We start from the raw sequence: 26,217 nt of genomic DNA on the forward strand, positions 1-26,217 counted from the left end.
ACATAGGCAATTACCCCTGTTCAGTGTGCAAACCATCTGTTATGAATTATGCAAGTTCATACATCAACTCACCTTCGTAAATTGGCGAAGGTATTGAAATAATTTATTAATTTCTCAATTGATATAGATGCTCAGGGCAGAGTTTTGATAGACTTCAGTAAATAACTTTGCCTAAACAGTTTTTGATAAGCTCAATAATTATTTTAAAATCAACAAAATCGTCAGCCTGTTTTCTTTCTTCACATATCCATTTGCAAAATTTCATTTTTTGAAATTCTTGAATTTGGTTTTCTTCTCCATAGTCTCCATATTTAGTCTTTGGTAAATAAAATTCTTTGAGAAATAAATGTTCAGGAAATAGATTTTCAATACCTTTCTTGACTTTTCGATTTTCTTGTTTAGGGATTTTTCTGATGTTTAATTTTTCATGGTCTTCATTAGGTTTATTAGTATCACAATCATAGAGCAGTAATACTTTTTTAGTTAAGAACTGAGGATTGGAAATCAGAACGTCTCTGGTATTATTCAAACCACTATCACCAGTATTTATACTTTTTCCTTTTCCTATAGAAGCTCCTACCCATTCAATATCAACTTGCTCTAAAATTTCTGTTTCTCCTAGTAACTCTAAAGCAGTTTTAATATAAACTGGGTCAGTTTCTCCTTCTGTCAAAACTAGAGGTTTAGAACCTTTTTCTACAGTTAATTTTACCTCATCCTTAATTGCATTATTTTTTTTACAATAGTTAATAAACATCCATTGACCATGTTCAGACATTAGATAACTACAGTAGTCTTCCCATACATGAACAGTCCAATGATCTAGTGTTTTATGAAGCTCATCATAAATTGGATGATTTTCTCTATAGCGATAATTTAAAAAATATTCAGGAGAAGATACTTCCGTATGAGCAGGTATATTATGACGTGCCATTATTCTTAATAAACCAATTCCCTCATATTCCCACATTCTTAGGTGTTGAATTATATAGGATAAATGAGCAGGATTGGAAGCATCTGCAACAACAATAATACAAAATCCTAAGTATAGAGGGTTGTCATGTTCTCCCTGAAAATAACCTTTTTCAAAAGCATTAATAATACTTTGTGCTTGATTGTCTTCTAAAACATTGTCAATCCACCAATTAGGAATTTCTTTATATTCAAATCCATAACCACACATGACCCAAAAACTACCAACAATGTTTTGAGGATATTCTTGAACTAATGATATTGCTCTTGTACAACTTGTAACGCCAATTCTAGGTAAAAGCACTGTCATTTCAAAATTTATTATTAGTAAAAATTAAAAGGGTAGACAAGACACTAAAATACTATAAATCACCCCAATCAAAATTAAGGAAGCGTCGAGCATTCAGCTTGGTATATTTTTCAGTGTGTTTGATATCGCGGTGTCCCAGGAAGTCTTGAATCTCTCTGGTGATGAAAATCGGGGTATGAGTAGCATTCACCCAGAAAACCGGGTTAAGAGATATTACATAAGCAATACAAGCATTTTTAGAAGCTGAAACCCTTATTTTATCGTTGAGCAGTGACTCGACGATCAGCAGAGCGTCAATGACCTTGGTTATCAGGAGAATCTTTATTTATCTAATAAAGTTTTTAAGCTTAACTCGGTTTTCTGTTGCGATGATATTCATACCCCGGAATAGGGAATAGAGAATTGGGAATACCAGCAACTTAATTCTCTTTCCCATTCCCCATGCCCTTCAGGAGTGCTGAGTTAGGAGTTATTTTTCTTCTTCATCCCCCTCATCCCCCTCATCTCCCCATTCCCCACTCCCCATTCCCTGATTACTGATATCCCTGCCAAGGCATAACTTCCAGGCTGCCACTAGGCTTGAATATCACTTGGAAATGGGCCAGAGGTTCTTTATCGTTGGGTGCTGCTACATTGGAGCCGTAGACAGCGTTGAACATCTTCGGAAGGGGTGTTTCCCGGAAATAGTCAAAGGCAACTTGGTTGAGTGGTTCATAGTCAGCAATTACACCATCTTTGTTGACTGCTACCCGATATTTCAAATCTCGCGTAAAGGTGGGTTTGCCACTCCAATTTTGCCGGACTGTACCATAAAGCTTTTGATTTAAATTTTTGACTATATTAGAGTCAGTAATTTTGGCACCCACTACCTCTGGCGTTTTAGCATATCCCCGCCAAGGGCTAACTTGCAGCACCCCTTGGGTAGTAAACACTACTCGAAATTGGGCGATCGGTTCATTAGAAATGGGAGGGCGAGTAGCTGGATTGTAAAGTACGTTAGGCAGAGGAGTTTTACCTACTTCTAGATTCGCCTCTTTATTCACCGCTTTATAACCAACGATCGCACCATCCGCAGCTACACCCAGACGATAAATCAAATCTTGTTGCAATCCTGAGCGATTAGCCCAAGCTGGATGAACTTGGTTGTAAACTTGACGATTCAATGCACGCAACTGGGATGGATCGGTAATTTCTGGAACTGTATTTAAAAGTGCTTCTAAATCTTTAACTGCCGGCTTTGCGTTAGTTGTAGGCGTTAGTGTAGGCGTTTCAGCTGCGATGGGTGTTGCAGCAGCTGATGCTGGAGGAGCGATATTGTTTGTAGAGCTACTTTGCTCATCTGTTTTTGGCTGCACTGGACGCAGTTGGGGAGGTGGAATCAAGTTAAAGGCGATCGCCGCGACTGCTAAACTTGATACACCTACAGCAGCAGGTACAGCCTGCCTAACCAAAGCTTGACTAGCACCACCATAGCGTCTAGTAACTGGTTGTAGTTCTAGAGAAAGTTCAGGTAAAGTTTGGGTATCAGCAAAAAACTGATCTACTGCTTCTACTAAATCAAACAACTGCACCGTATTCAAATCTATTTCAATCGGCGGACGTTTGGAATTGTTAGAGCGATCAAACCCCTCTGGAGTTCCTTCAGAATGTATGATTAGTCTGTGTCGGTTGCTGTCAACTTTCCGAAACTCTACTAGCTCCGATTCCTGGTTGTGTGCTTGAGGGTTGGGTACGCTACTTAAAAATTCTTGGGCATAGCCACTAACAGACCTCACCAAACTTTCAAAAAATTCTCGCCCTCCAGTTAGGGGTTGATTATAACCAGATAAATAGCATTCTGCATTTACCAATATTGATAATTCCGGGCGCATTTCCTGGAACTGTGCGGCCCTGGTGACATCACTTAACCCTTCTAAAAGCAGTGTACAATTAGGTAGACTGTACTTACGTTGAATATTCATTCCACTTCACCGTCAAAAAGACTAATCCAGAATCGCTGCATTCCAGCTGTACCGGTACAAAATAGTAATTGTCCTAACAAATTTATAGCTAGCTCATCTAATTTTTCATCAGAAGTTAATGCTAGTACACCAGAACGTCGCGCATTCATCCGGCTCTTAAAATGCGCTCTAAACCGCTCTAGGTAATTAGATAGACGCAAATTCTGTTCTAATGGAATCTGCTTTTCTTCCATTTGTTGACATATCATTAATAGCTGGCGGATGACAACAGTTAAACGCCGCGCTATGTAGCAAGCAATGACTACCAGAGCTTTTGCTTCCATGATAGTTAAGGGACGGCGGATATGCGCTCTCCGTAGCGGATTAGAGCTACGCATCCGCCATAAATTCACCCTGTCTTTAACAATTCCTTTGAGATCCAACTCTTGAGCAAAACTCAAGATTGCTTCCGAACCACCAAGCTCTAAAGCTTCAATTGCCAATAAAATCAGGTCAATTTGCAACCGCGTTCTCCGAGGACAAGTCTTGGAAGCGATCGCAGGATCTGGCAAAGTGTCCAGAATCATCGGCAGTGAATCTTGAGTTGGACTGTTTAACGGCGTTAAACTTGCTGAGACATTCATTCTATAAAATACCTTGTGCGGTTCTAACAGACTAGGTAAAACAAATTTAAGATTGGTAGCCAAGACTTGAACGTTAGACTTGTAGCAGGAGCATGACTACCTGATATATACATTACTTAACTCTTTCTACTCACAGTTTTCCCTATATTGAAATCAAAGTTTTAAAACATAAATTAATTCACCTCATTTCTTCGCACAATACCTTTTCTAGCTTGGTTTAGATTCTAATTATCGTCAATCAAAGGCGAAGCTTCAGCCCCGACCCCCAGCGTATGACATTATAGTGTACGATTTTTCAGGTATCTAAAAATTGGGCATTGGGCATTGGGAATTGCGAATTGCGAATTGGTCAATAATCAATATTTCTTTTCCCCATTCCCCATTCCCCATTCCCCATTTCCCATTCCCCATTCCCTCTTTATGGATTTAAAGTCTCTCGTTCGTGACATCCCAGATTTCCCCAAACCCGGAATTTTATTTCGGGATATTACTACATTACTGCGCGATCCAGAGGGATTGCGCTATACTATTGACTTTTTAACACAAAAATGCCATGAAGCTGAAATAAAGCCAGATTATGTAATTGGTATAGAGTCAAGGGGATTTATTTTTGGCTCACCTCTGGCTTATCAATTAGGGGCTGGTTTTATTCCTATCCGCAAAAAAGGTAAGTTGCCAGCAGCAGTTCACTCAATTGAATACGATCTAGAGTATGGTACTGACTGTCTGGAAATGCATCAAGATGCTTTACATGACAATAGTCGAGTTTTGATTGTGGATGATTTGATTGCCACGGGTGGAACTGCGAGTGCAACAGCAAAGTTAGTGCAGAAGATCGGCTGCGAATTAGTAGGGTTTGGGTTTATTATCGAGCTACGGGATTTAGAAGGGCGTAAATATTTGCCGGATGTGCCGATTATCTCTCTAATCGAATATTAGTTATTTGTCATTGGTCATTAGTCATTGGTCATTAGCAAAGGACAAATAACAAATAACAAAGGACAAAGGACAAATGACATCTACGAGAATTTCCTTAGATACAGGTCGGGATTGGCTAATTAGGCTAGTCACGAACGAAACTTTTATTTATGTGGCAAAGCGGGTATTGCAGGCACTACTGACTTTGTTTTTGGCATCAGCATTATCGTTTTTCATTATTCAACTTGCTCCAGGGGATTATGTAGATACGCTGCGGCAAAACCCGAAGATATCTCCAGAAAGAATTGAGGAAATAAAGCGGCAGTTTGGTCTGGATAAGTCATGGCCAGAACAATTTGGGCTATGGCTATGGCGAATATTGACAAAAGGGGATTTTGGTACAAGTTTTATCTATCAACGTTCAGTGGCATCGCTGTTGTGGGAAAGAGTACCAGCGACTTTGTTCTTAGCGATCGCATCTTTAATTGTCACATGGGCGATCGCTATCCCTCTAGGGATCTTTGCTGCTGTTAACCAAAATAAGCTAGCAGATCGGCTTCTACAGGTTATTAGTTACGCTGGACAAGGCTTTCCTAGTTTCATCACTGCCTTAGCACTGCTGGTTTTAGCCCAAATCACCTCGCCCTTATTCCCAGTGGGTAGTATGACTAGCATTAATCACTCAGAACTAACGTGGTTTGGCAGAATCTTAGATATCGGCTGGCACATGATCTTACCCACAATCGCCCTCTCAATTACTAGTTTTGCTGGTTTACAACGCATCACTCGCGGCGAATTATTGGATGTTTTGCGTCAAGATTATATCCAAACGGCTCGCGCAAAAGGATTGCCAGAAAATCGTGTGATCTATGTTCATGCTCTCCGCAATGCGATAAATCCCTTGATTACCTTGTTGGGTTTTGAATTAGCTGGTTTATTGAACGGTGCTTTCATTGCCGAATTTTTCTTCAACTGGCCCGGTTTAGGGAGATTGACTTTACAGGCTTTACAAGCTCAAGATTTATATTTGTTAATGGCAAGCTTGGTAATGGGCGCAGTCTTGCTGATTGCTGGTAATTTAATCGCCGATTTAATGTTAAAAGCCGCCGATCCTCGCATTCGCCTAGAAAATCTTAATTAGTCAATTAGTCATTTGTCATTGGTTTAATCCCACTCTCCCCATCCCCATCTCCATGCTGTCCGAAGTCTATTACTTGGTACGCTCAAAAACTGACGGTAACTATCTCATAGCTCGTCCTGACACAGAAACATCAGGTTATTTATTGCTGTTTCAGGAAAACTTTGATGCCCTTAGCTATCTCAACACCCATGCAGCAGAAGTCGCAAATCGCTTTAGTGTAGAATCTATTCCGCGTACACAGTTGGGAAACTTGCTCAAACGCTGGGGTTTTAGCGGTGTGGGTATCGTGACTGACCCGTTATTGCCCAAAGTTGAGTTTTTGCAGCATAGTTAAGCTTTACTTTTTATTTGTTAAATGGATGCGATTTGTTTTAGAAAGATTGCTATTATTTAATTCGTTTGATGTCATATTCCTGAAAAATCTTATCCAGATTCTTAGAAACTTGCTCAATTGAATACTGCTGAAACATTGCGCTTCTCCTCTGCCTATTACAATTTGTTAAAAATTGCGAATAGTAAGCAATTACAGCAATTCTGCGAACTTGTATTAAGTAAATAAGGATGCGATCGCACAAGTAAAATCAGGCAATATGGGTGAGTTCAACTCATCACTATTGAACAAGGTAGCAACTAACTTTAAACTCGCTTGTTCGCGTCGATAAACTTCCACCTGTTGGTTGCGCCAATCTACAATCCAATATTCCCTAACACCCCTTGCTGAGTAAAGCTTTAGTTTAAATTCTCTGTCCCGGTTTTCGTTCTCAATACCAGCAGACAGTACCTCTACTACCAGTTCTGGCGCACCAGTCAAATGCCCCGCCTCGTCTAAAAGCAGGGGCAATCTCTCGTTGCTAGCCCAGACAACATCAGGAATTACATTATCATTATCCCCAAAAATGATTCCTGGAGCAGTCACAACTTCTCCCAAACCAGTAGTATGTGACCAGATATCTAATGAAGCAAGAATTCTGACACAGACTTTTTGATGATTCCAATGAGGCGCTCTGGTAACAAACAATTCTCCGTCAATAATTTCATAACGGTTCCCGTTATCTGGAAACAACTCTAAATCGGCGGTAGTCCAGCGCACTCTCTCAGATATCGGCTGGTTCATAAACCATCTTTGGATTAGGGGATTTTCCTATTTTATCTTGAGTGGGCATGGGGCATAGGGCATTGGTTGTTAATTCTTCTCCCTATTCCCCATTCCCCATTCTTCAATTCCTAAACCACTACCTTTTCTAAACTCAACTTAGAACGTTTCACTTGCTCAGGAATCGTTACAGGATAATCTCCGGTGAAGCAGGCAGAGCAGAAACTATTGGTGTCTTCTCGTGTCGCTTCTAGCATTCCTTCCCAACTGAGATAGGCAAGGCTATCTACTTCCAGTTGCTTGGCGATTTCCGCTACTGACTTGGTGGCAGCAATCAACTGATCTTGAGAATCGGTGTCGATGCCGTAGAAGCAAGGATGAGTTACTGGCGGGGAAGAGATTCGCATGTGTACTTCCACTGCACCCGCTTCACGCAAGGTTTTGACTAGCTTCCGGCTGGTAGTACCGCGAACAATGGAGTCATCTACAATAATTACTCGTTTGCCCGCCAGCACATCTTTAAGCGGGTTAAGTTTCATGCGGATACCAGACTCGCGCATGGTTTGGGTTGGCTGAATAAAGGTTCGTCCAACATAGCGATTTTTAATCAGTCCTTCGGCGTAGGCTACACCAGAAGCTTGGGAAAATCCGATCGCAGCAGGGATACCAGAATCAGGAACACCAAAGACTATATCGGCATCGACATAAGATTCTTTAGCTAGTTGATGTCCTAACCGCATCCGATAGCTGTACAAACTCTCGTTGTGCATAATGCTATCAGGGCGGGCAAAGTAAATCATCTCAAAGATACACAATTTCCTTTGGGGCTGTTGACTCCAGTGATAGGAAGCCAAACCTTCTTCGGTAATCCAAACTAATTCACCTGGTTCTACATCTCGCAGATATTCGGCTCCAATGATGTCTAAACCACAAGTCTCGGATGCCAAAACGTAACGAACTGGATTACCTGCTAAAGTTCCAATTACTAAGGGGCGAATACCATTGGTGTCACGGACACCCATAACGCCGTTAGGAGTGCCAATAACTAAACTAAAGGCCCCTTGGCAACGATGAAATGCTTGAATTGAACCTTCTAGCCAATCTGCACCAGCGTTGATGGCTTCTGCGATCGCAAAAGCAATCATTTCTGAGTCTGTTGTGGTAACTAAGTTATATTTTTTCTCAAGCAACTCTTGACGTAGTTGCACTGTATTGACTAAATTACCATTGTGTGCAAGAGCTAAGAAACCTAAGCGAGTTTCCAGAACTGCGGGTTGGGCATTAACTTTGCGGCTAGAACCTGTGGTGGAATAACGAGTGTGACCAACAGCAAGGCTACCAGGCAATTGATCCAAAACAGATTCATTGAAGACTTGAGACACCAAGCCCATGTCTTTGTGAAGATGGACTTGTGTACCTTCAAAGGTGGCAATCCCAGCTGATTCTTGACCCCGATGCTGGAGGGCGTACAATCCAAAGTAGGTCAGTTTAGCAACGTTTTCTCCTGGTGCGTAGATGCCAAAAACACCACAAGCTTCTTCGGGCTTGTCAGGCTGATTGTCATGACTATTAATTGGGTTGTTGTTGTTGGGGTCGGGGTATTCATCCGAAGTGACAGAATGAATAGAGGTCATGCTAGCTTTGCTCCTGGTGGGGGGGTCAAGTCAAAATAATTCGTAATTGATAATGCGTAATTCGTAATTATTTAGCCCATTCGTGTAGGAATTTAGCATTGCTAAATCCTTACGGGGCTTGAAATAGTTATGCTATGAGCTTTTGTGTTTCCATTGACAGTTCAAGGAGCTTGTATGATTCAATTACGAATTACGAATTACGAATTAGCAATTATTTAGTCACTGGGATTATGTCTATAGATAGATTATTGATTTCTTAATAAATCTTTAACCATCTATTAAAACAGTACCGTAATTATGCTCGAAGACGCTAATAGTTCTGAATTATTAGTGCTAATTTCTGAGTGAAGAAATTCTCAAAACTAAGAAACAGCCGTGTTGGTAGCGATCCGCCTGGCGATCGCATGGGAATAGCGATCGCTAATATCTTCGATACTAACTTTGATTAAGACCTGATTATCAGTGGTGAAAACCCCCAAACCCGTCTCAAAATTGTCAACTGTACCTAGTATTTGCCACTGTTGACCGAGATGTTCCTGTAAGTATGATTCCCAAATTGCTTGCTGTGCCGATGTTACAGAAACTAAAATCCTTGCACCACCTTCGGCAAACAGTACCTCATCAATACGGTTCTGCGTTGGTGCTATTTCTAAATTGATTTCAGCACCAAGGTTGCCAGCAATACAACATTCGGCTAGTGCGATCGCCACTCCCCCCTCAGCAGAATCATGGGCTGAACGTATCCAACCATTACGAATTCCTTCCCGACAAACTTTTTGGACGCGGCGTTCCAAGTCAAAATCTACCAATGGTGGTTTTCCGGCAACAGTTCCGTGGATCGTGGCTAAATATTCAGATGCTCCCAAACTGATTTTGGATGCCAAAGGCAATCCGAGAAGATAAATCACATCGCCGGATGCTTGCCAACCTTGACCACAAATTTTGGTGATATCGGGAATCAAGCCCACCATCCCCACTACAGGAGTGGGATAAATGGGTTGTGGAATGCCTTGAGAATCGAGGGTTTCATTGTATAAAGAAACATTTCCGCCTGTGACTGGTGTCGCCAATTCCCGACAACCTTCCGCCAAACCGCGACAAGCTTCTGCCAATTGCCAGTAACCAATCGGTTTTTCTGGAGAGCCAAAATTTAGGTTATCCGTCACCGCCAGAGGTTCTGCACCTACACAGCTAAGATTGCGTGCAGCTTCTGCCACCACTGCCTTGGCTCCCTCGTAGGGATCAAGATAAACAAAACGAGGATTACAATCTACTGTTGCCGCCACGCCTAATTTTTGATTTGGGATTGGGGATTTTAGATTGGGAATTTCTTCAAGAGGACGCAACCGGATAACAGCCGCATCTGCACCACCTGGTAATAGGACTGTATTATTTTGTACTTGATGGTCATATTGACGGTATACCCAGTTTTTAGATGCGATCGTGGGTGTATCGAGCAAAGTGAAGAGAATATCATTCCAACTCTGCGCGCCTCCTTGGAGTTCTATGCCAGCAGTTGTGCAAGGAGGTAAGGAATCAGTAGTCCATTCCCAAGCTTGACGGGCATATTCAGGCGCTTCTGCCAACAATTCCCGGTTATATAGTGGGGTATTTTCTGCCAAAGCCTCGGCGGGAATTTCTGCTGCTATTCCACCCTGAAAAAGAATTCGCACAATGGGTTCAGCGATGACAGTACCAGCAACAACGGCTTGAAGTCCCCAACGGTGAAAAATGTCGATTAATTCCTGTTCGCGCCCCTTATGGGCAACAAACAGCATTCGTTCTTGAGATTCCGAAAGCAGATATTCATAAGGAACCATCCCCGTTTCTCTCGCGGGAATCTTATCTAAATCTAGTTCAATGCCCACACCGCCTTTTGCCGCCATTTCTGAGGTAGAACAGGTGATACCGGCTGCTCCCATATCTTGAGCGGCGACAACTGCACCTGTTTTAAACGCCTCTAGACAAGCTTCAATTAACGACTTTTCCAAAAATGGATCGCCTACTTGCACGGCGGGGCGATCGTCTATTGACTGATCGCTCAATTCTGCACTGGCAAAACTTGCGCCTCCCATACCGTCGCGCCCGGTGGTGGAACCAACATACAGGACGGGGTTTCCTAAGCCAGATGCTCCAGATTTAACGATTTCTGACGTTTCCATTAATCCTAGTGCCATGACATTCACTAGGGGATTACCAGAATAAGCTGGATCAAAGTAAACTTCACCGCCTACTGTTGGTACTCCAACGCAATTACCATAGTGTGAAATCCCCGCCACTACCCCTTGGAACAGCCTTTGAGTTTTGGCATCTTCTAGGGAACCGAAGCGCAGAGAATTTAATAGAGCAATAGGACGCGCACCCATTGTAAAAATATCTCTGAGAATACCGCCTACTCCCGTTGCTGCACCTTGAAATGGTTCTACAGCTGAGGGGTGGTTGTGGGATTCAATCTTAAAAGCTAGCTGGAGTCCATCACCCAAATCTACAACACCAGCATTTTCACCAGGCCCCACAAGGATGCGGGGCCCCTCAGTGGGAAATTGTTTGAGTAGAGGTCGAGAATTTTTGTAACAGCAATGTTCTGACCACATTACCCCGAACATTCCCAGTTCAGCTTTGTTGGGATGACGGCCTAACCGACGGACAATTTCTTCATATTCTTCTGGCTTAAGACCTTCAGCAGCGATTTCTTGAGGGGAAAAGGCTGGTTTTGAGCTTGCAGTCATGAAAATGCACTATGGGGGACAGAGCATTATTCTATCGATTTACTTGCCTTGTAGATGCAGTTCCAGAAATGCAGATAATTCTTCTTTGGATATTTCTTTCTGGACAACTTGAATCACCAAGTTGTAAGCTTGCTCTTGCGATAAGTTCAAACTGTAGGCGTTTAAAGTTATGAAGGTATCCATAACCGCAAATGCAGTGCGTTTGTTGCCATCAATAAACGGATGGTTCATCGCTAAATGGTACAGATATGCTGCTGCTTGTTCGTGAATTGTAGGATGGAGAAGTTCGCCGCCAAAAGTAGCTTGAGGTTGTGCCAATGCTGAATCTAGTAAACCTTCGTCTCTGACACCTGATGTTCCACCAAAGCTGTTTATCTCATCTTGGTGAATGTCTAGGACTTGAAAAATAGAAAGAAATCTAGGAATCTGCAAGGCGACGGTAAACCTCCTGCCATTTCTGTTTAGAAGCTAAATAAGCCTGCCATACCTCTTCATCTGAGGCAATCTGACTTGAAGCAGTATTTTCTAACTTGTCTTCATTTTGTTCAATCTCGCGGAAAGATTGAGCAAAATCAGGAATATTTGATAATACTTTTTCAGTAACTTCCTTTTCTTCTGTTTCTTGCAAATAAGCCAGAAACACAACTGCTAATCGTAACTTTTCAATAGAAAGTTGACGCAAATGGCTTTCGGCTTCTGATAAATAAATGCTGTGCTTTTGTTCTGTCGCCATCGTTACCCCAAGCTAGGTTCGTTGCCAGTTTTGAATCGGTTTTACTGCTTACTCTAGCTTATCGCGCTATTGTAATTTACTCAATCAAGGCAACTGCAAAAACACTTAATTTTATAGCCAATTAATCTGAGAGATGAGAGTTTGAGTAATTTTACTATTATTACAAATAAAGACTTGTTTCTAAAATTAAGATTAACTAAATGCAACATTATTGAAGTATTAAAATGAATTTTCCTATAATCTTTATTCAGGCTTCTCACAGTCCTAATCCATTGGAATGGAGTATTATTATTGCTATAGTCGGCGCAATTTCAGTTAGTTCGGGTATAAGCTGCTACTGGGATTGTTTCTATTGCAAGTACAGTAATAACAATGCTTATAGCAGGAGCTAGTATCAAGGCAATATCAGCAGCAGTAGGAGCTATGGTTAATACAATTGGTGCAGCCACCGCATCAGTTCAATTAGTAGCTATGTTGGTGAATGCCGTTAAAAATATTTTGGGATGCTAATTAATTTATGTTGCAAAGCGCGATGCCTATGCCGAAAAGCTACGCACTTATACTTGTGTATAAATTTAAGCAATATATTTGATAACTTAACTAAGAAGATTTAGTATTATTTATGACATCGAAAATTGTGGATATTTACTGTAACTCAGAGATTATTCGAGTAGATGCAGTTTAGATGTAACAATCAAGTGATGAGAATCACACATATATATGATTAGGATCGTCTCTTTGCGATCGCTAACTAGGCATAATTAATGACAACTGAACTCTAGCCGAGTCATTAATAGGGAACACACTTAATTGCCGACAGCCTTGACCAAGGACTGTCGGTTTTTTATGTCCGTATGTCCTTCACCTTTTGAGAAAGGCCCCACAAATATACTTAAATAAATTTCCCCACAACTGGTTAGTAACTTGACAGAAAATTTGCCACAGCCACTACCAAATGTGGGGAGGGTACGATCAAATTCGGTATCTTATGTCTATCGAGCGCTAGTATTTTGCACTCACTCTACTAGACCGGAAGCATACTCTTAGAACCAGCACATACTTTGTATTAAGACATCGCTTGAATGATGTAATCAAAGTAAGGTGATGCTTCAGCAGCATCTTCCGCACTCAGTAAGCTAAGGGAGGCTGTTTTGAGGGAATTGATCGCTTCTACCATTCCAGGCACGGGAACGCCCAATGAATTGTACATTTCCCGCACACCAATCAAACCAATTTTTTCAATTGGCTCTTTGTCGCCGGCAAGTACACCATAAGTAATTAGACGTAAGTACCAGCCAAAATCACGGATACACAGAGAGCGTTGCCGTTCTCCGTAAGCATTACCTCCAGGGGAGATAAAGTCAGGACGCTTCTGCCAAAGTTGTTTAGTTGCTTCCTGGACTATCTTTTTTTCGTTTTCGGCTAAGGTAGCTGCAATCCGCGTCCGTTGTACGCCGGTTTGCAAAAAATCTTTGATATTTTTCAGTTCGCCACTGCTGGGATAACGCAGTTCGTCGTCGGCTTTGAGAATAACTTGGCTAATTACAGTCATGATGATTGAAATCACCTGAAATATTATCTGTTAGTTTAGCGAGTTGGAGGTACACAAGTGAAGAGATAGGAGCTACTTATGTATTGAATTTATCTATATTGGGTAGATGAGGGGGTAGGGAGCAGGGAGCAGGGGGCAGGGAAGAACTATTGCCCAATGCCCGATTCCCAATGCCCAATTCCCAATGCCCAATTCCCAATTCCCAATTCCCAATGACTAAAACAATTTGGCAACAGGGTGAATTAATTGAAGTGACGATCGCTAACCTGAGTGATACAGGTGATGGTGTCGGACGCGCTGATGAACGTGTTGTGTTTGTCCCGGATACTGTACCGGGCGATCGCGCCATTGTCCGCTTGGTACATGTTAAACCAAAATACGCCTACGGGAAGCTCCAAGAGCTATTAGAGCCATCCCCCCATCGTATCCGACCCAGTTGCATTGTGGCGGATAAATGCGGTGGTTGCCAGTGGCAGCATGTTAATTATGATTACCAGCTAGTAGCCAAGCAAAATCAAGTTATCCAAGCTTTAGAACGCATTGGCGGTTTTATCCAACCACCGGTAGATCGGGTACTCGCCGCCTCTTCTGCTTTAGGTTATCGTAATAAATCTACATATCCTTTGGGGATATCGGCAACGGGACAGGTACAAGCTGGTTACTACCAAAAAGGTAGTCACCAATTAATTAATTTAAATCAATGTCCAGTCCAAGACGCGCGATTAAATCCCTTACTTGCCGAAGTTAAGCAGGATATTCAACAGCAAGGTTGGCAAATTTACGATGAACAGCGCCACCAAGGAAAAATTCGCCATCTCAGTTTACGCATTGGCCGACACACTGGGGAAATGTTGCTGACTTTGGTGGTGAAAGACTGGAATTTATCAGAAATTGAAACCCAAGCCCAGGAATGGTTAAAGCGTTATCCGCAGTTAGTAGGAGTATCGCTTAACCGCAATAGCGATCGCACTAATGCTATCTTTGGATCAGAAACCCGTTGCATCGCTGGAGTTCCCCACCTGCGTGAAAATTTTGCTGGACTGGAATTTCAAGTGCGCCCAGATACATTTTTCCAAGTGTATACAGAAACAGCAGAGGCACTATTGCAGGTAATTCAATCAGAACTCAATCTTCAAGGGCATGAGTTGCTAGTTGATGCCTATTGTGGTATCGGGACTTTAACTTTACCCCTTGCCAAAAAAGTACGGATTGCTACAGGATTAGAAGTGCAACCAGCAGCAGTGGAACAAGCTATTTTGAATGCCCAGCGCAACGGAATTGATAATGTGACTTTCCTTGTCGGGGCAGTAGAGAAATTGCTTCCAAAAATGGGCACAATACCAGAAGTCGTAATACTCGATCCGCCACGTAAGGGGTGCGATCGCGCTGTCATCGACACTTTACGGCAATTGAAACCATCTCGGATAGTTTACGTCAGCTGTAAAGTGGCTACCCTCGCCCGTGACCTGAAATTGCTTTGTCAAGATGGGCAATATACCATCACAAGGGTGCAACCTGCTGATTTTTTCCCTCAAACTGCTCATGTTGAAGCTGCCGCCTTTCTTGTGCTATCAGATTTGCATAAGGATAGTAATTCATTTACAAAAACTGAAATTTGAAATTTTTAGTCTAGTGCATACTAAAGATGCTAAAATTGAATTAAGCCAAAAATAAAAATTCCTTTTGTTTAAATAAATTCAAGTTGCATAGGTTCTTAAAAATATGAATTGAATTGTGTAAATGACAAATCGGCAATTAACTAGGGTATCTCCATACTCTGTCAAAAAATTACTAGCATCTTTTTAAGTTGCTAACATCATTATCAAAACTATTGCAGTAGTCATATATCCAAACAATTTCAACTCATACTATAGGGCAAATGCTCCCTAGCATTTTCAAAATTTAGTTTTAAAGACGCAAGTTTGAAGGCAGCATGACCACCTCAAGTTTTATCAGGGTGCCTGTAATAGCAAACTGATGTCTAGCTAACTGAAAGCTATGGGGTTTCTTTTGTGATTACTATTTCACTCCGTCCAGTCGCACGTTATTGGGGCACTATTAGTTTTGCCTCAACCCTCTACCTTTGTCCAATCTTAGATTTACTGTTGGCAGAAATTCCAGCCAAGTTACAAGCTGAACTACGGCTAGGACTTCAAGAAGCCCTAGTAAATGCAGCTAAACATGGCAATAATCTCGATCCAAGTAAAACAGTTCTAGTCCGTTTTTCTTTAATAGATAATCAATATTGGTGGATAATATCAGACCAGGGTAGCGGCTTTAGTCCTTCATCTACGATCGAAGAAGAACCAACAGACTATTTACCACCAGATGAATCAGAAAGTGGTCGTGGTTTATGCCTTCTCCATCAAATTTTTGATCGGGTAGAGTGGAACCGCAAAGGCACAGAATTGAGGCTTTGTAAACAAATGGAAAATCGCCGAGGATTATCTCTGCGACGGTAACTTAATCAGGAGGGAGGAGGTAGAAGTTTTAAAGACTTAACCTTCATTTTAGGTTTCAATAAAAAGTATTGTCTATTGGCGGTAACTCTTCTGAGTCATTTGTTCCTGGTTTTGGACTTGGTTTTCGTGGATTTGGAATTGCAGTAGAACCTCCAGAAATATCATCGTCTGACTCCCAGGGTTCATCCTCGTGTTGATCCCAAGGATCTAGTCGTAATGCAAACTTAAGATTGTTATAAGATTGGTCAATTTTTTGGTCATCGTCTTGGGCTAGAAACTCAGATAGTTGCTGAATCAGGGTTTTGATGCACTGGCGATGATTATAAGCAAACTGTGGGTTGAAACCTCGCTCTAGCTCTTGAAGTAATCGTTCTGCTAGCAAAATCAAAGCCTCGGAACGATTACGTTTCTTTAAACTTTCTTGCTCCATGTCAATTCATAACTAACTGACTTTTTTCACAAGTCTGTTTAACTGTGATGCGATCGCTGAAGTTAATGAGTTAAGAGTCATAAGTTTTAAATTCTAACTCCCATTCCTAACTCCTAACTTTTTCCGTGAGTCGGACAGGGAGGGGCGGAAATGGAGCGGTCTAACCAACCAATTGCCTGTTCTAATCTCGCCTGAGCTTCTTGTGGCTGATTCTTCAGAAGATACACAATCGCTGCTGCCACTTGTTCATTAGCGCGGGAATTGCGGTTAGACTTGAGGCGATGCCAATCGTTAGGGGAAATACTCAGTCTTTCCATGAGGGCTTGAGCTAGTTCCAGAGTACTAAGTTCATTAAGTTGACTAGTTTTCGGCAGCTGGCTAGATTGGGACATAATTATGAGTGCTGAGTGCTGAGTGTTGTTAGCGGAAGCGGGGCGTTTAGCCCGTGCTGAGTCAAAAACTCATAGTTTTAATTTTGACTATTGGCAGACTCGCATTTAATCTTAGTTTACTACCTGTACATGAAGCCGCCAAAACAATCACAGTCGTCAGCAGAAAATCAAGAACCAGATTTTGAACAAGAATTAGAGGAAGTAGAGCGATCGCTCTTATCCTTAAAAGAACGTTACGAGCAAGTGCAACGCGATCGCCAACAACAGGCACAATGGCAACAGCGCCGGGATCAACTAAAGCACAATAAATCTCAGACACCAGAAATCAAAGCAGAGTTACGGCACATTCAACAGCAGTTGGAAAGGCTAGAACTAAACTTAGAAAGTCAGTTATTTTCTTGGCGTAGCCTCAAAAAACCTTTCTGGCAAGTCGTCCGCTTTGGTGGAATGGGCGTTATCATAGGCTGGATATTAAAGTCTTATGCTGGGTAAATATGGTAAATCGACGGATTGCAGAAATAGTGCGAAGTGGCCAACCTGATGAGTCCCTCCAAGTGCAAGGCTGGGTGCGGACGAAGCGCGAGTCCAAAGGGTTTGCTTTTATTGAAGTCAATGACGGCTCATCACTAGCTAATTTGCAAGTCGTCATTAATCAGGATTTGCCAGATTACGAAGCTATTTTGAAAAAATTGAATACGGGTGCTGCTGTTGAGACAACAGGAGTACTAGTGGCTTCTCTGGGTAAAGGACAACGGATTGAGTTGAAAGCCGAGTCCGTGAAAGTTTACGGGGAAGCTGATCCCGATACATATCCCCTGCAAAAGAAACGTCATTCCTTTGAGTTTCTGCGAACCATTGGACATTTGCGATCGCGTACTAATTCCTTTGGTGCAGTTTTCCGCGTCAGAAATGCTTGTTCGACAGCAATTCACCAATTTTTCCAAGAAAGAGGCTTTTTGTGGGTACACACACCCATCATCACTGCTAGCGATTGCGAAGGCGCGGGTGAACTGTTTAGCGTTACCAGTTTAGATTTAAAGAATATTCCCCGCACAGAAAACCAAGCAGTAGATTACAGCCAAGACTTTTTTGCTAAACCCACATACTTAACAGTTAGCGGCCAGTTGGAAGCGGAAGTGATGGCGATGGCATTTAGCAACGTCTACACCTTTGGCCCTACCTTCCGTGCAGAAAATTCCAACACCTCCCGCCACTTAGCAGAATTTTGGATGGTTGAGCCAGAAATGGCTTTTTGTGACTTAGAAGGCGATATGGATTTAGCTGAGGCATTTCTCAAACACATTTTTAAATATGTGTTGGAAACTTGCCCAGAAGATATGGAGTTTTTCAATGAACGCATTGATAAATCTGTATTGGCAACAGCCGAAAATATTATTAATAATCAGTTTGAACGGTTAACTTATACAGAAGCCATCAAAGTTTTAGAAAAAGCTGATGTTAAATTTGAATATCCTGTGAGTTGGGGTTTAGATTTACAATCAGAACACGAACGCTATCTAGCTGAACAACAGTTTAAAAAACCAGTAATTGTTACAGATTATCCAGCGCAAATCAAAGCTTTTTATATGCGCTTGAACGACGATGAAAAAACCGTCCGCGCAATGGATATTCTCGCACCGAAAATTGGCGAGATTGTCGGCGGTTCTCAACGGGAAGAACGTTTAGAAGTATTAGAACGCCGTGTGTTAGCGCAAGGGTTAAAGCCAGAAGACTTGTGGTGGTATCTTGATTTGCGTCGTTATGGTGCTGTTCCTCACGCTGGTTTTGGGTTGGGTTTTGAACGACTCGTGCAATTTATGACTGGTATGGGAAATATTCGTGATGTGATTCCCTTTCCGCGTACACCGCAAAGTGCTGAGTTTTAGTTTAAATTTTAGACCTGGCCATTTAATTTATAATCGCCAGGTTTTTGACTTTTGTGGATAAAGAGAAATCCATCTGAGAAGATTTATCATGAGCATACAAGATCAAACCATTGGTAAAATCCTGCAAATGCCAGAATCTTTAGTTCAGGAAGTAAGTGATTTTATCGACTTCCTATTAATGAAGCATAGTGGTAAGAATTGGGAACTATGGCTTCAGTTTAGAGAGTCCCTGGAAATAGCAGAGTCAGATTTTTCTGACTATTTATCTAATTTAGAAGATTATGAAGAACGCTTGGTGCGTGGGGAAATTCAATGGTAGATATCACACGGGGAGATGTGTGTCTATACAAAACAAGCCCGTCTGAATGGAGTAATAAAAACTTTAAAACCCGCATTCGCGGGTTTTGCTTGTATAGGCACGTAGTTTCTAAAGTGATTAATTAAAATTAAGGATTTTGAATCTCCTGTTGTAAAACTTGAACTTGCTCAAGAGATAATTCAGTAACTTGAGAAATTTGTTCTAAACTCATGCCAATTCGCAACAAATTTAAAGCCAACTTTCTTGTTGTTTCTGCTTTACCTTTGGCTTCGCCTTCTTCTAGGATTTCTTGATAAATGACTGATTCGCGCATAATCTCACTCCTGAAAATCTTCTTAATTACATCCTTCTTTAACACCAGACCTGCTAAGATTCCACTGGCAGCAGCTATATTTCTTTGTAGCTGGCGATCGCTAATTGCTTCAACTGCTTTGGCTACTTGGGTTAATACCATTGTAGGATCGTTTGTCTGACTTAGCACGGCAAAGGGTAATAAACCTGGAATACTCATAAACCTGTCTGTTGGTTGTTCCCACAGGCGTATTACCTCAAACTGATGGTAAGTGTTGTTTAATCTAAAACTGTTTTCACTGACTAATTCTGAACTTGTTTTTCTCAAATAGATTACTATTTGACGCATTTCTTTGTTAGGAAAGCGGCGATAAAACCTAACTCGATAATCTAACATCCGAAAGGGGATATCTTCGTCAGGGTAGGTTTGAAATTCGGTATGTAGAACTAAATCATCCAGATTGCAATAAAATTAACGAATCGGCACGAATTGGTTCGCTTGATAATTCAGTAGGGCTAAGTTCTGTTAATTTAATCGGTGAACCTAGTAACCAAGTTGCCAAGTCATCTTTGAAGTTTTCGGCAATAAATTTACAGATATTGTCATACATAGCAGCTTTCAAGAATGGGTATTATGTATTGCTGATAAAAATTAAATTTGTTAGTCTTGGGTTTCCTTGGATCAACTCAACCTACTATTACTACACATCATAGGATAGGTGTCTTGCATAGCCTGCAAGAAACATCAAAGCTAGCAATGGAGATGTAAATTAGTGTTAATGCTACTTCTCAACATTGGAAATGAGCGATATGCCATAGAAAGCCGACAGGTTATAGAAGTAATACCACTTGTGGTACTCAAAAGTTTGCCCCACCAGCCTGAGCATATCGCTGGTGTTTTTAACTATCGTGGACGCATTGTACCAGTAATTGATTTATGCCAGTTGATGCGTGGTAAACCCTCCAGTGAGTATCTGAGTACTAGAATTGTCCTAGTTAATTACTGGGGGAGTAATAATGCAGAACTTCAGGCTCCCTATATTTTGGGTTTGATGACAGAACAAGTTGTAGAAACATTACATCAGTCTGAGTCTAAATTTGTCGATCCCAATATTCAGATAGATACAGCGCCATATTTGGGCAAAATGATTGTAGATGATCGAGGGATGATTCAGTGCCTTCGCATTGAATACTTGTTGTCAGAAGCACAGCAAGTCAATCTCTTGCCAGAAAGTCATCACAATACTAGATTTTAGATTGGTCTGAAGACTCTATAAATGGCACAATCTGTTATTCAAGCTTTACTAAAAAGCAAGATTGGTTTAGATGCAAATTCTATTGGTGCTGATGCGATCGCTAGTGCAATTTATCAACGTATGGCAGATTGCGGCATCACGGATATTGCTCACTATCTAGGGAAGTTACAGGGATCTACCCAGGAATGGGAAGCACTGATTGACAGCGTAATTGTTCCAGAAACTTGGTTTTTTCGAGAACCAGAGTCTTTTGCTTTTCTGAAGCATTACGTATTATCTGAATGGTTGCCAAAAAATCCCCAAGGTGTATTGCGGGTTTTGAGTGTACCTTGTGCAACGGGTGAAGAACCATATTCCATTGCGATCGCTCTTTTGGAAGCAGGATTAAATTCGACAAACATTCACATCGATGCTGTTGATATTAGCAACAAGTGCCTACTAAAAGCGCAACGAGCAATCTACCATCAATACTCGTTTCGCGGTAATAGCCAATCGTTTCAAGAGCGCTATTTTCACGCAACTGAGGCAGGATATCGCCTGTGCGAACAGGTGAAAAGTATGGTTAATTTTCTGCACGGTAACTTAGTAGATACCGATTTTTTATTGGGTACGGCACCCTATGATATTGTCTTTTGCCGTAACCTGCTGATTTACTTTGATAGCGCTACCAAGGTACATACTATTAGAGTTCTAAAAAGGTTGGTAAACCCGCAAGGTTTGCTATTTGTTGGACATGCTGAAGCTTGGTTACTATCGAAAACTGAATTTGTTTCAGTTCGTCAAGATTCAGTAGTTGCTCATCGAAAGTCCCCAAGGTGCGAAAATATTCGCAAAAACCATCATCCCAATCTTCACAAACAAGACTTTACAAGCAAAAATATCGATGTTCTCAACAAGCGACAACTACCGAACAAAAACCATTCCAAGTTTGCCGCAGAACCGAGATTGAATCTTCCTCCTCAAAACCCCATATTACCAAAAGACCTGAAGGAAAATTTGTTAGAAACAGCCAGAAACTTAGCTAATCAAGGTCAGTTGAATGAGGCTGCTAAATTATGCAACGACTATCTGAACCAAAATCAGGTCAGTATTGAAGCGTATCTTCTACTTGGTCAGGTACAGCAAGCAATGGCACAAAATGAGCAGGCGGAACAATCTTTTCAAAAAGCAATCTACCTGCAACCTACCCATGAAGAGGCACTTATTCATTTGGCATTACTCAGAGAACATCAAGGAAATAATGGTAGCGCAAACATCCTTTGGCAGCGAATTCACCGACTAAAGAAGAAGTGAAATCAGGATAGCGCTTAATAATTTGTTTCAAAATTGAATATGCAAATTGTTAATCTCGTTTACGATCTGGGAACTCTAATAATTGCAAGTGTTTCAAAAGACTTTTGACATCATGTTCAAAAATATTTACAACAAATGAATCAGTCATAAAGGCGTATATCTGTATGAGCCTACCCATATAACCCAATACGGCTCAGTTAAAGGTTACTGGCAACAATTTTGGGTTTTCGAGACGTGATAAATCGCCGTCTCTACAAGTGTTTTGTTGCTCATTCTGAACTGTTTTTCTATATAACCTTCATCAGCCTTTGACAAAATTTACTTTTGCAAAAAATCTAATTGGCGAATTGGGTAAACCTCAAGCAATTCCTATCCATCCATAAACATACATTAAAACCTCATCCATTTGGAAACTTGGAGTAGTACGGACATCTTGCGCGCTAATATCAGCAGGAAGCAAGATACTCCCACTACTTTAAAAATATGGTTCTCAAAATAGATGTGGTTTAGTATAGCGTGGTGGAAATGGCTATCCAATTTAAAAAGCTGACTTTCGCATTTTACCTAATACACCTATTTGGAAAAAATCAAACATAAAAAATATATGCAACAAGGAATTAGAATCAATCAATTTGTCATTGGTGGATTTGGAATCATCGTTATCTTAACAGGTATTGCTAGTTTTATGGCTAAATCAGCAAACGATTCTCTAGCTAATTCTGCTACTTTAGTAACGCATACCTATTCAGTTAAATTGGATTTAAAAGAAATTGAAAAAATTTTAGTTGATGCTGAAACTGGACAAAGAGGATTTATTATTACAAACAAACAACAATATTTAGAGCCTTATGAAATTGCTAGTAATAACCTGAAGGATAAATTTAAATATTTAAGACAAAAGATTTCAGATAATCAAAAGCAAGTCCAGAGTTTAGATAAATTTGAGGAGTTATCCCAAGAAAAGATGAGCGAGTTAGAAACAACGATCGCTCTCAAAAAAGCTGGTAAAGAGCAAGAAGTACTAGCTCTGATTCTTTCAGATAAAGGTAAAAATATTATGGATGCAATCAGACAAAAGCTTAGTGAGATGCTGCAAACAGAAGAGCAACTTTTAGAAGAGAGGCAAAAGCAAGCAAGTCAATTTCAGGCATTTGCAAATTCCGTTAATTTCGCTACTTTCTTCTGTATTATGATTGTTGCATTCATTGTCTCAGTGGTTATTGTCCGCATTCTCAGTCTTTCCTTGAGTCGCTCTTTACAGTCAGCATTTAGTCTAGCAGAGCAGGTTTCTGCCGGTGATTTGACAACCCAGGTTGAAGTTACCTCAGATGATGAAATTGGCAAGTTAATGGCTGCATTGAAAAACATGATTGCTAACCTCAATACCCTTGTCCGCCAGGTGCAAAATTCAGGTATTCAGGTAACTACTTCGGCTACTCAAATAGCGGCTTCGGGTAAACAATTAGAAGCGACAATTTCCGAACAAGTAGCCTCGACGAATCAGGTAACTGCTACTGCTAAGGAAATTGCTGCAACTTCCAGAGAACTGGTAAATACTATGGAACAAGTTGCGACTACCTCACAAATCACGACGACGGCTGCTAGCAATAGCCAAAAAGATTTGGTTCGTATGGAAGCCACTATGCGGCAGTTGGTAGAAGCCACTAATGCGATCGCTGCTCGACTGGGAGTAATTAGCGAAAAGGCGAATAACATTAACAACATCGTTGTCACGATTACGAAAGTGGCAGATCAGACAAATTTACTGTCGTTAAATGCGGCTATTGAAGCCGAAAAAGCTGGAGAATATGGTTTGGGTTTTGCGGTTGTTGCAAGAGAAATTCGCCGACTGGCAGATCAAACTGCTGTTGCGACTCTCGACATTGAACAGATGGTAAAACAAATGCAATCGTCAGTCTCTACAGGTGTGATGGAGATGGACAAATTTGCTGCTGAAGTTGGACGGAGTGTAGAAGATGTTGCCAGCATTAGTTCTCAAGTTGGGCAAATTATCCAACAAGTGCAAGACATGGCTCCTCACTTTGAGTCTGTGAACCAAGGTATGGAAATCCAGTCGGTGGGAGCGCAACAAATTAGTGATGCGATGGTGCAGTTGAGTAGTACTTCAGTGCAAACGGCAGATTCTCTGCGAGAAATTAATAGTGCGATCGCTCAACTCAATCAAGTTGCTCAAGGATTACGTCAAGAGATTTCCCGCTTTCAGGTGAAAACAGAATATTCTAGTTTAATTCCTCAGCAATCAATTTAATCAACAATTGAGGAAATATTTCAATACTTTTAGATCCTCAGTAAAATCTAGTTTCTGGACTAAACTACCTACTTAATAATTTGTTTAAAAATAAAAATACAAACTGTTCATCTTGCTTGTGATTTGGGAATTCTAATAAACGAATGAATTTTACAGCAGCAGAGGAACAATAGGATATCTAATGTTCAAGAACATTACCTTGCAAACACGGTTGATCGGTTCATTTTTATTCATAGGACTGATTGTATTCGTAATGGCCTTGCTGGCATGGTTCGTTACCAACGAGTTAAATCAGTCAATTAACTCACTAACCTTGAATAACATCCCCAGCTTGTCTGGGGTATGGAAGATTAAGGAAGGTCAAACACAAATTCAATCCGCAGAACGATTATTATTTAATCCGGAAATTACTGTTAGTGAAAGAGAGAGTGCGATCGCGGAAATCGAAAACGCTTGGAAACAGATTAACGAAGGTATTGCCCAGTACGACGCAACTCCATCCACTGAAGAAGAATTAAAAGAGTATAACTTACTTAAAGAAAACTTGGGAGCTTGGAAAAAAGTCCATGAACAATTCTTAGAAATTGAGCAAAAAATAAATCAAAATGGAATTAAAAATCCTTGGAAGAAACAACTTGAGTTAATTATTAAAGGGCAGCAAAAAGCTGTTACAGCTAATATTCAAAAAGGATTTCAATTACGCAGTCAAATAGATTCCGAGACAAAAAGAAAGGAAGAAGCATTTTTTAAAAAAAGTATAGATCAAGCAAAAAAACTTTTAAAATTTAATGAAGATTTTATATCAGATACACAAAAAGAAGTTGAACAGAATGTGGCTCGCAGTATTTTCTGGATTTCTGTAGGAATTGCCATTGGCCCGATAACTGCGATTATTCTTGGGTTGGTAATAGCTCGACAAATTACCTCTCAGATTTTTAGTGTGATTAGAGTTGCAGAGCAAATTTCTCTGGGAAACTTAACAACTAAAATTGCGGCTGACTCTAACAGCAAAGATGAAATGAATAGACTCTTAACTGCTTTCCAAACTATGACTCAGAATCTCAACACTCTGATTCGTCAGGTACAGCATTCTGGCATACAGGTTACTTCCTCAGCGACTCAAATAGCAGCTTCAGGTAAACAGTTAGAAGGGACGCTGATTGAGCAAGTAGCTTCTACGAATGAGGTAGCTGCTGCTACCAAAGAAATTTCCGCTACCTCTAGAGAATTAGTAAGTGCAATGGAACAAGTTGCGACCATTTCCCAAATCACAACGACAGCAGCCAATGATAGCCAAAAAGATATAGTGCGGATGGAAACCACTATGCGGCAGTTAGCAGAAGCCACTAATGCGATCGCTGCCCGATTGGGAGTAATTAGCGAAAAGGCAAATAGCATTAACAACATTGTTGTCACAATTACCAAGGTGGCAGACCAAACGAATCTGCTGTCGTTAAATGCGGCGATCGAAGCCGAAAAAGCTGGAGAGTATGGCTTGGGCTTTGCTGTCGTTGCTAGAGAAATTCGCCGACTAGCAGATCAAACCGCCGTTGCTACCCTCGATATTGAGCAGATGGTGAAGCAGATGCAATCGTCAGTCTCTACAGGTGTGATGGAGATGGACAAATTTGCTGCTGAAGTTGGACGAAGTGTAGAAGATGTTGCCAGCATCAATACACAGGTTGGGCAAATTATCCAGCAAGTACAAGACCTGAATCCGCGATTTGAGTTTGTCAACCAGGGTATGGAAACTCAATCTGTGGGAGCGCAACAAATTAGTGAGACGATGGTGCAGTTGAGCAGTACCTCAGTGCAAAGTACGGATTCTTTGCGGGAAATTAATCATGCCATAGCCCAACTTAACCAAGTGGCGCAGGGATTGCGTCAAGAGATTGCCCGCTTTCAGGTGGAAGCAGAAGACGTTATACCCCTGCACCAATTCTCTTGAGCAGC

The 26,217-nt window shown here is 41.1% G+C and carries 25 protein-coding genes and 1 pseudogene; 13 read left to right on the forward strand and 13 right to left on the reverse strand.

All coding sequences use genetic code 11. The features are described 5' to 3' along the window. Positions 1-154: 154 nt before the first annotated feature. From RMZ41_RS09220 to RMZ41_RS09235, 4 genes are all read right to left on the reverse strand, one after another. On the reverse strand, positions 155-1,282 hold the full coding sequence (locus RMZ41_RS09220) for a hypothetical protein (RefSeq protein ID WP_322641727.1): 1,128 nt from the start codon (positions 1,280-1,282) through the stop codon (positions 155-157). Between the two features lie 52 nt (positions 1,283-1,334). Further along, positions 1,335-1,472 carry a hypothetical protein gene (locus RMZ41_RS09225; RefSeq protein ID WP_322641726.1) on the reverse strand — a complete coding sequence of 46 codons (138 nt, stop codon included), beginning with the start codon at positions 1,470-1,472 and terminating at the stop codon, positions 1,335-1,337. Between the two features lie 343 nt (positions 1,473-1,815). Then, positions 1,816-3,243 (reverse strand): DUF4335 domain-containing protein, encoded by a 1,428-nt coding sequence (locus RMZ41_RS09230; RefSeq protein WP_322641725.1) that lies wholly within the window; start codon positions 3,241-3,243, stop codon positions 1,816-1,818. Next, positions 3,240-3,866 (reverse strand): DUF3038 domain-containing protein, encoded by a 627-nt coding sequence (locus RMZ41_RS09235; RefSeq protein WP_174710160.1) that lies wholly within the window; start codon positions 3,864-3,866, stop codon positions 3,240-3,242. Before RMZ41_RS09235 ends, RMZ41_RS09230 begins: the two co-directional genes overlap by 4 nt. A 420-nt stretch (positions 3,867-4,286) precedes the next feature. On the opposite strand from RMZ41_RS09235, the gene RMZ41_RS09240 reads away from it, so the two are divergent. The 3 genes from RMZ41_RS09240 (at position 4,287) to RMZ41_RS09250 (ending at position 6,259) form a co-directional block, all read left to right on the forward strand. Beyond that, the gene (locus RMZ41_RS09240) at positions 4,287-4,805 is read left to right on the forward strand and encodes an adenine phosphoribosyltransferase (RefSeq protein ID WP_322641724.1); all 519 of its coding nucleotides are present in this window, start codon (positions 4,287-4,289) and stop codon (positions 4,803-4,805) included. A gap of 73 nt (positions 4,806-4,878) precedes the next feature. Next, positions 4,879-5,925 carry an ABC transporter permease gene (locus RMZ41_RS09245; protein WP_322641723.1) on the forward strand — a complete coding sequence of 349 codons (1,047 nt, stop codon included), beginning with the start codon at positions 4,879-4,881 and terminating at the stop codon, positions 5,923-5,925. Between the two features lie 52 nt (positions 5,926-5,977). Beyond that, entirely contained in the window at positions 5,978-6,259 is a 282-nt protein-coding gene (locus tag RMZ41_RS09250; RefSeq protein ID WP_100898347.1) for a hypothetical protein, read from the forward strand. 213 nt (positions 6,260-6,472) lie between these two features. Here the strand turns inward: RMZ41_RS09250 and RMZ41_RS09255 are convergent, their stop codons facing one another. The 5 genes from RMZ41_RS09255 to RMZ41_RS09275 form a co-directional block, all read right to left on the reverse strand. Next, on the reverse strand, positions 6,473-7,039 hold the full coding sequence (locus RMZ41_RS09255) for a Uma2 family endonuclease (RefSeq protein ID WP_322641722.1): 567 nt from the start codon (positions 7,037-7,039) through the stop codon (positions 6,473-6,475). A gap of 110 nt (positions 7,040-7,149) precedes the next feature. Continuing rightward, positions 7,150-8,652 (reverse strand): amidophosphoribosyltransferase, encoded by a 1,503-nt coding sequence (purF, locus tag RMZ41_RS09260; RefSeq protein ID WP_322641721.1) that lies wholly within the window; start codon positions 8,650-8,652, stop codon positions 7,150-7,152. Positions 8,653-9,014: 362 nt separating this feature from the next. Beyond that, complete coding sequence (gene purL, locus RMZ41_RS09265; RefSeq protein ID WP_322641720.1) at positions 9,015-11,381, reverse strand: phosphoribosylformylglycinamidine synthase subunit PurL; 2,367 nt, start codon at positions 11,379-11,381, stop codon at positions 9,015-9,017. A gap of 39 nt (positions 11,382-11,420) precedes the next feature. Beyond that, on the reverse strand, positions 11,421-11,813 hold the full coding sequence (locus tag RMZ41_RS09270) for a type II toxin-antitoxin system death-on-curing family toxin (protein WP_322641719.1): 393 nt from the start codon (positions 11,811-11,813) through the stop codon (positions 11,421-11,423). Next, positions 11,800-12,114, reverse strand: a complete 315-nt coding sequence (locus RMZ41_RS09275; RefSeq protein WP_322641718.1) for a hypothetical protein — start codon at positions 12,112-12,114, stop codon at positions 11,800-11,802. The genes RMZ41_RS09270 and RMZ41_RS09275 overlap by 14 nt, the downstream gene beginning before the upstream one ends. Before the next feature lie 372 nt (positions 12,115-12,486). Between RMZ41_RS09275 and RMZ41_RS09280 the strand changes: the two genes are divergently transcribed. Beyond that, the gene (locus tag RMZ41_RS09280; protein WP_322641717.1) at positions 12,487-12,624 is read left to right on the forward strand and encodes a hypothetical protein; all 138 of its coding nucleotides are present in this window, start codon (positions 12,487-12,489) and stop codon (positions 12,622-12,624) included. Positions 12,625-13,180: 556 nt separating this feature from the next. Here the strand turns inward: RMZ41_RS09280 and RMZ41_RS09285 are convergent. After that, entirely contained in the window at positions 13,181-13,666 is a 486-nt protein-coding gene (locus RMZ41_RS09285) for an allophycocyanin subunit alpha-B (protein ID WP_322641748.1), read from the reverse strand. A 212-nt stretch (positions 13,667-13,878) separates the two neighbouring features. Here RMZ41_RS09285 and rlmD point away from each other — a divergent pair, with 212 nt between their 5' ends. After that, positions 13,879-15,285, forward strand: a complete 1,407-nt coding sequence (gene rlmD / locus RMZ41_RS09290) for a 23S rRNA (uracil(1939)-C(5))-methyltransferase RlmD (RefSeq protein ID WP_322641716.1) — start codon at positions 13,879-13,881, stop codon at positions 15,283-15,285. 393 nt (positions 15,286-15,678) lie between these two features. Then, on the forward strand, positions 15,679-16,128 hold the full coding sequence (locus RMZ41_RS09295) for an anti-sigma regulatory factor (RefSeq protein WP_322641715.1): 450 nt from the start codon (positions 15,679-15,681) through the stop codon (positions 16,126-16,128). A 55-nt stretch (positions 16,129-16,183) separates the two neighbouring features. On the opposite strand, the gene RMZ41_RS09300 is transcribed toward RMZ41_RS09295, so the two are convergent. Next, complete coding sequence (locus RMZ41_RS09300; protein ID WP_322641714.1) at positions 16,184-16,558, reverse strand: hypothetical protein; 375 nt, start codon at positions 16,556-16,558, stop codon at positions 16,184-16,186. Between the two features lie 113 nt (positions 16,559-16,671). After that, positions 16,672-16,950, reverse strand: coding sequence for a DUF6439 family protein (locus RMZ41_RS09305; RefSeq protein WP_322641713.1), 279 nt, complete (start codon positions 16,948-16,950; stop codon positions 16,672-16,674). Between the two features lie 129 nt (positions 16,951-17,079). Between RMZ41_RS09305 and RMZ41_RS09310 the strand changes: the two genes are divergently transcribed. The 3 genes from RMZ41_RS09310 (at position 17,080) to RMZ41_RS09320 (ending at position 19,155) form a co-directional block, all read left to right on the forward strand. After that, positions 17,080-17,442 carry a hypothetical protein gene (locus RMZ41_RS09310; RefSeq protein ID WP_322641712.1) on the forward strand — a complete coding sequence of 121 codons (363 nt, stop codon included), beginning with the start codon at positions 17,080-17,082 and terminating at the stop codon, positions 17,440-17,442. Between the two features lie 2 nt (positions 17,443-17,444). Further along, positions 17,445-18,836, forward strand: a complete 1,392-nt coding sequence (gene asnS, locus RMZ41_RS09315; RefSeq protein WP_322641711.1) for an asparagine--tRNA ligase — start codon at positions 17,445-17,447, stop codon at positions 18,834-18,836. 88 nt (positions 18,837-18,924) lie between these two features. Beyond that, the gene (locus RMZ41_RS09320) at positions 18,925-19,155 is read left to right on the forward strand and encodes a DUF2281 domain-containing protein (protein ID WP_322641710.1); all 231 of its coding nucleotides are present in this window, start codon (positions 18,925-18,927) and stop codon (positions 19,153-19,155) included. Positions 19,156-19,282: 127 nt separating this feature from the next. On the opposite strand, the pseudogene RMZ41_RS09325 reads toward RMZ41_RS09320, so the two are convergent. Then, a pseudogene (locus tag RMZ41_RS09325) lies at positions 19,283-20,057 on the reverse strand (Rpn family recombination-promoting nuclease/putative transposase). A 168-nt stretch (positions 20,058-20,225) separates the two neighbouring features. Between RMZ41_RS09325 and RMZ41_RS09330 the strand changes: the two are divergent. The 4 genes from RMZ41_RS09330 to RMZ41_RS09345 all read left to right on the forward strand — a co-directional run bounded on the left by RMZ41_RS09330 (position 20,226) and on the right by RMZ41_RS09345 (position 26,212). Next, positions 20,226-20,702 carry a chemotaxis protein CheW gene (locus tag RMZ41_RS09330; protein ID WP_322641709.1) on the forward strand — a complete coding sequence of 159 codons (477 nt, stop codon included), beginning with the start codon at positions 20,226-20,228 and terminating at the stop codon, positions 20,700-20,702. 21 nt (positions 20,703-20,723) lie between these two features. Beyond that, the gene (locus RMZ41_RS09335; protein WP_322641708.1) at positions 20,724-21,995 is read left to right on the forward strand and encodes a CheR family methyltransferase; all 1,272 of its coding nucleotides are present in this window, start codon (positions 20,724-20,726) and stop codon (positions 21,993-21,995) included. 604 nt (positions 21,996-22,599) lie between these two features. Further along, the gene (locus RMZ41_RS09340) at positions 22,600-24,264 is read left to right on the forward strand and encodes a methyl-accepting chemotaxis protein (protein ID WP_322641707.1); all 1,665 of its coding nucleotides are present in this window, start codon (positions 22,600-22,602) and stop codon (positions 24,262-24,264) included. 181 nt (positions 24,265-24,445) lie between these two features. Further along, positions 24,446-26,212, forward strand: coding sequence for a methyl-accepting chemotaxis protein (locus RMZ41_RS09345; protein ID WP_322641706.1), 1,767 nt, complete (start codon positions 24,446-24,448; stop codon positions 26,210-26,212). Positions 26,213-26,217 lie beyond the last annotated feature (5 nt).

Source organism: Nostoc sp. DedVER02, assembly GCF_034530675.2.
Classification (GTDB): domain Bacteria; phylum Cyanobacteriota; class Cyanobacteriia; order Cyanobacteriales; family Nostocaceae; genus Nostoc.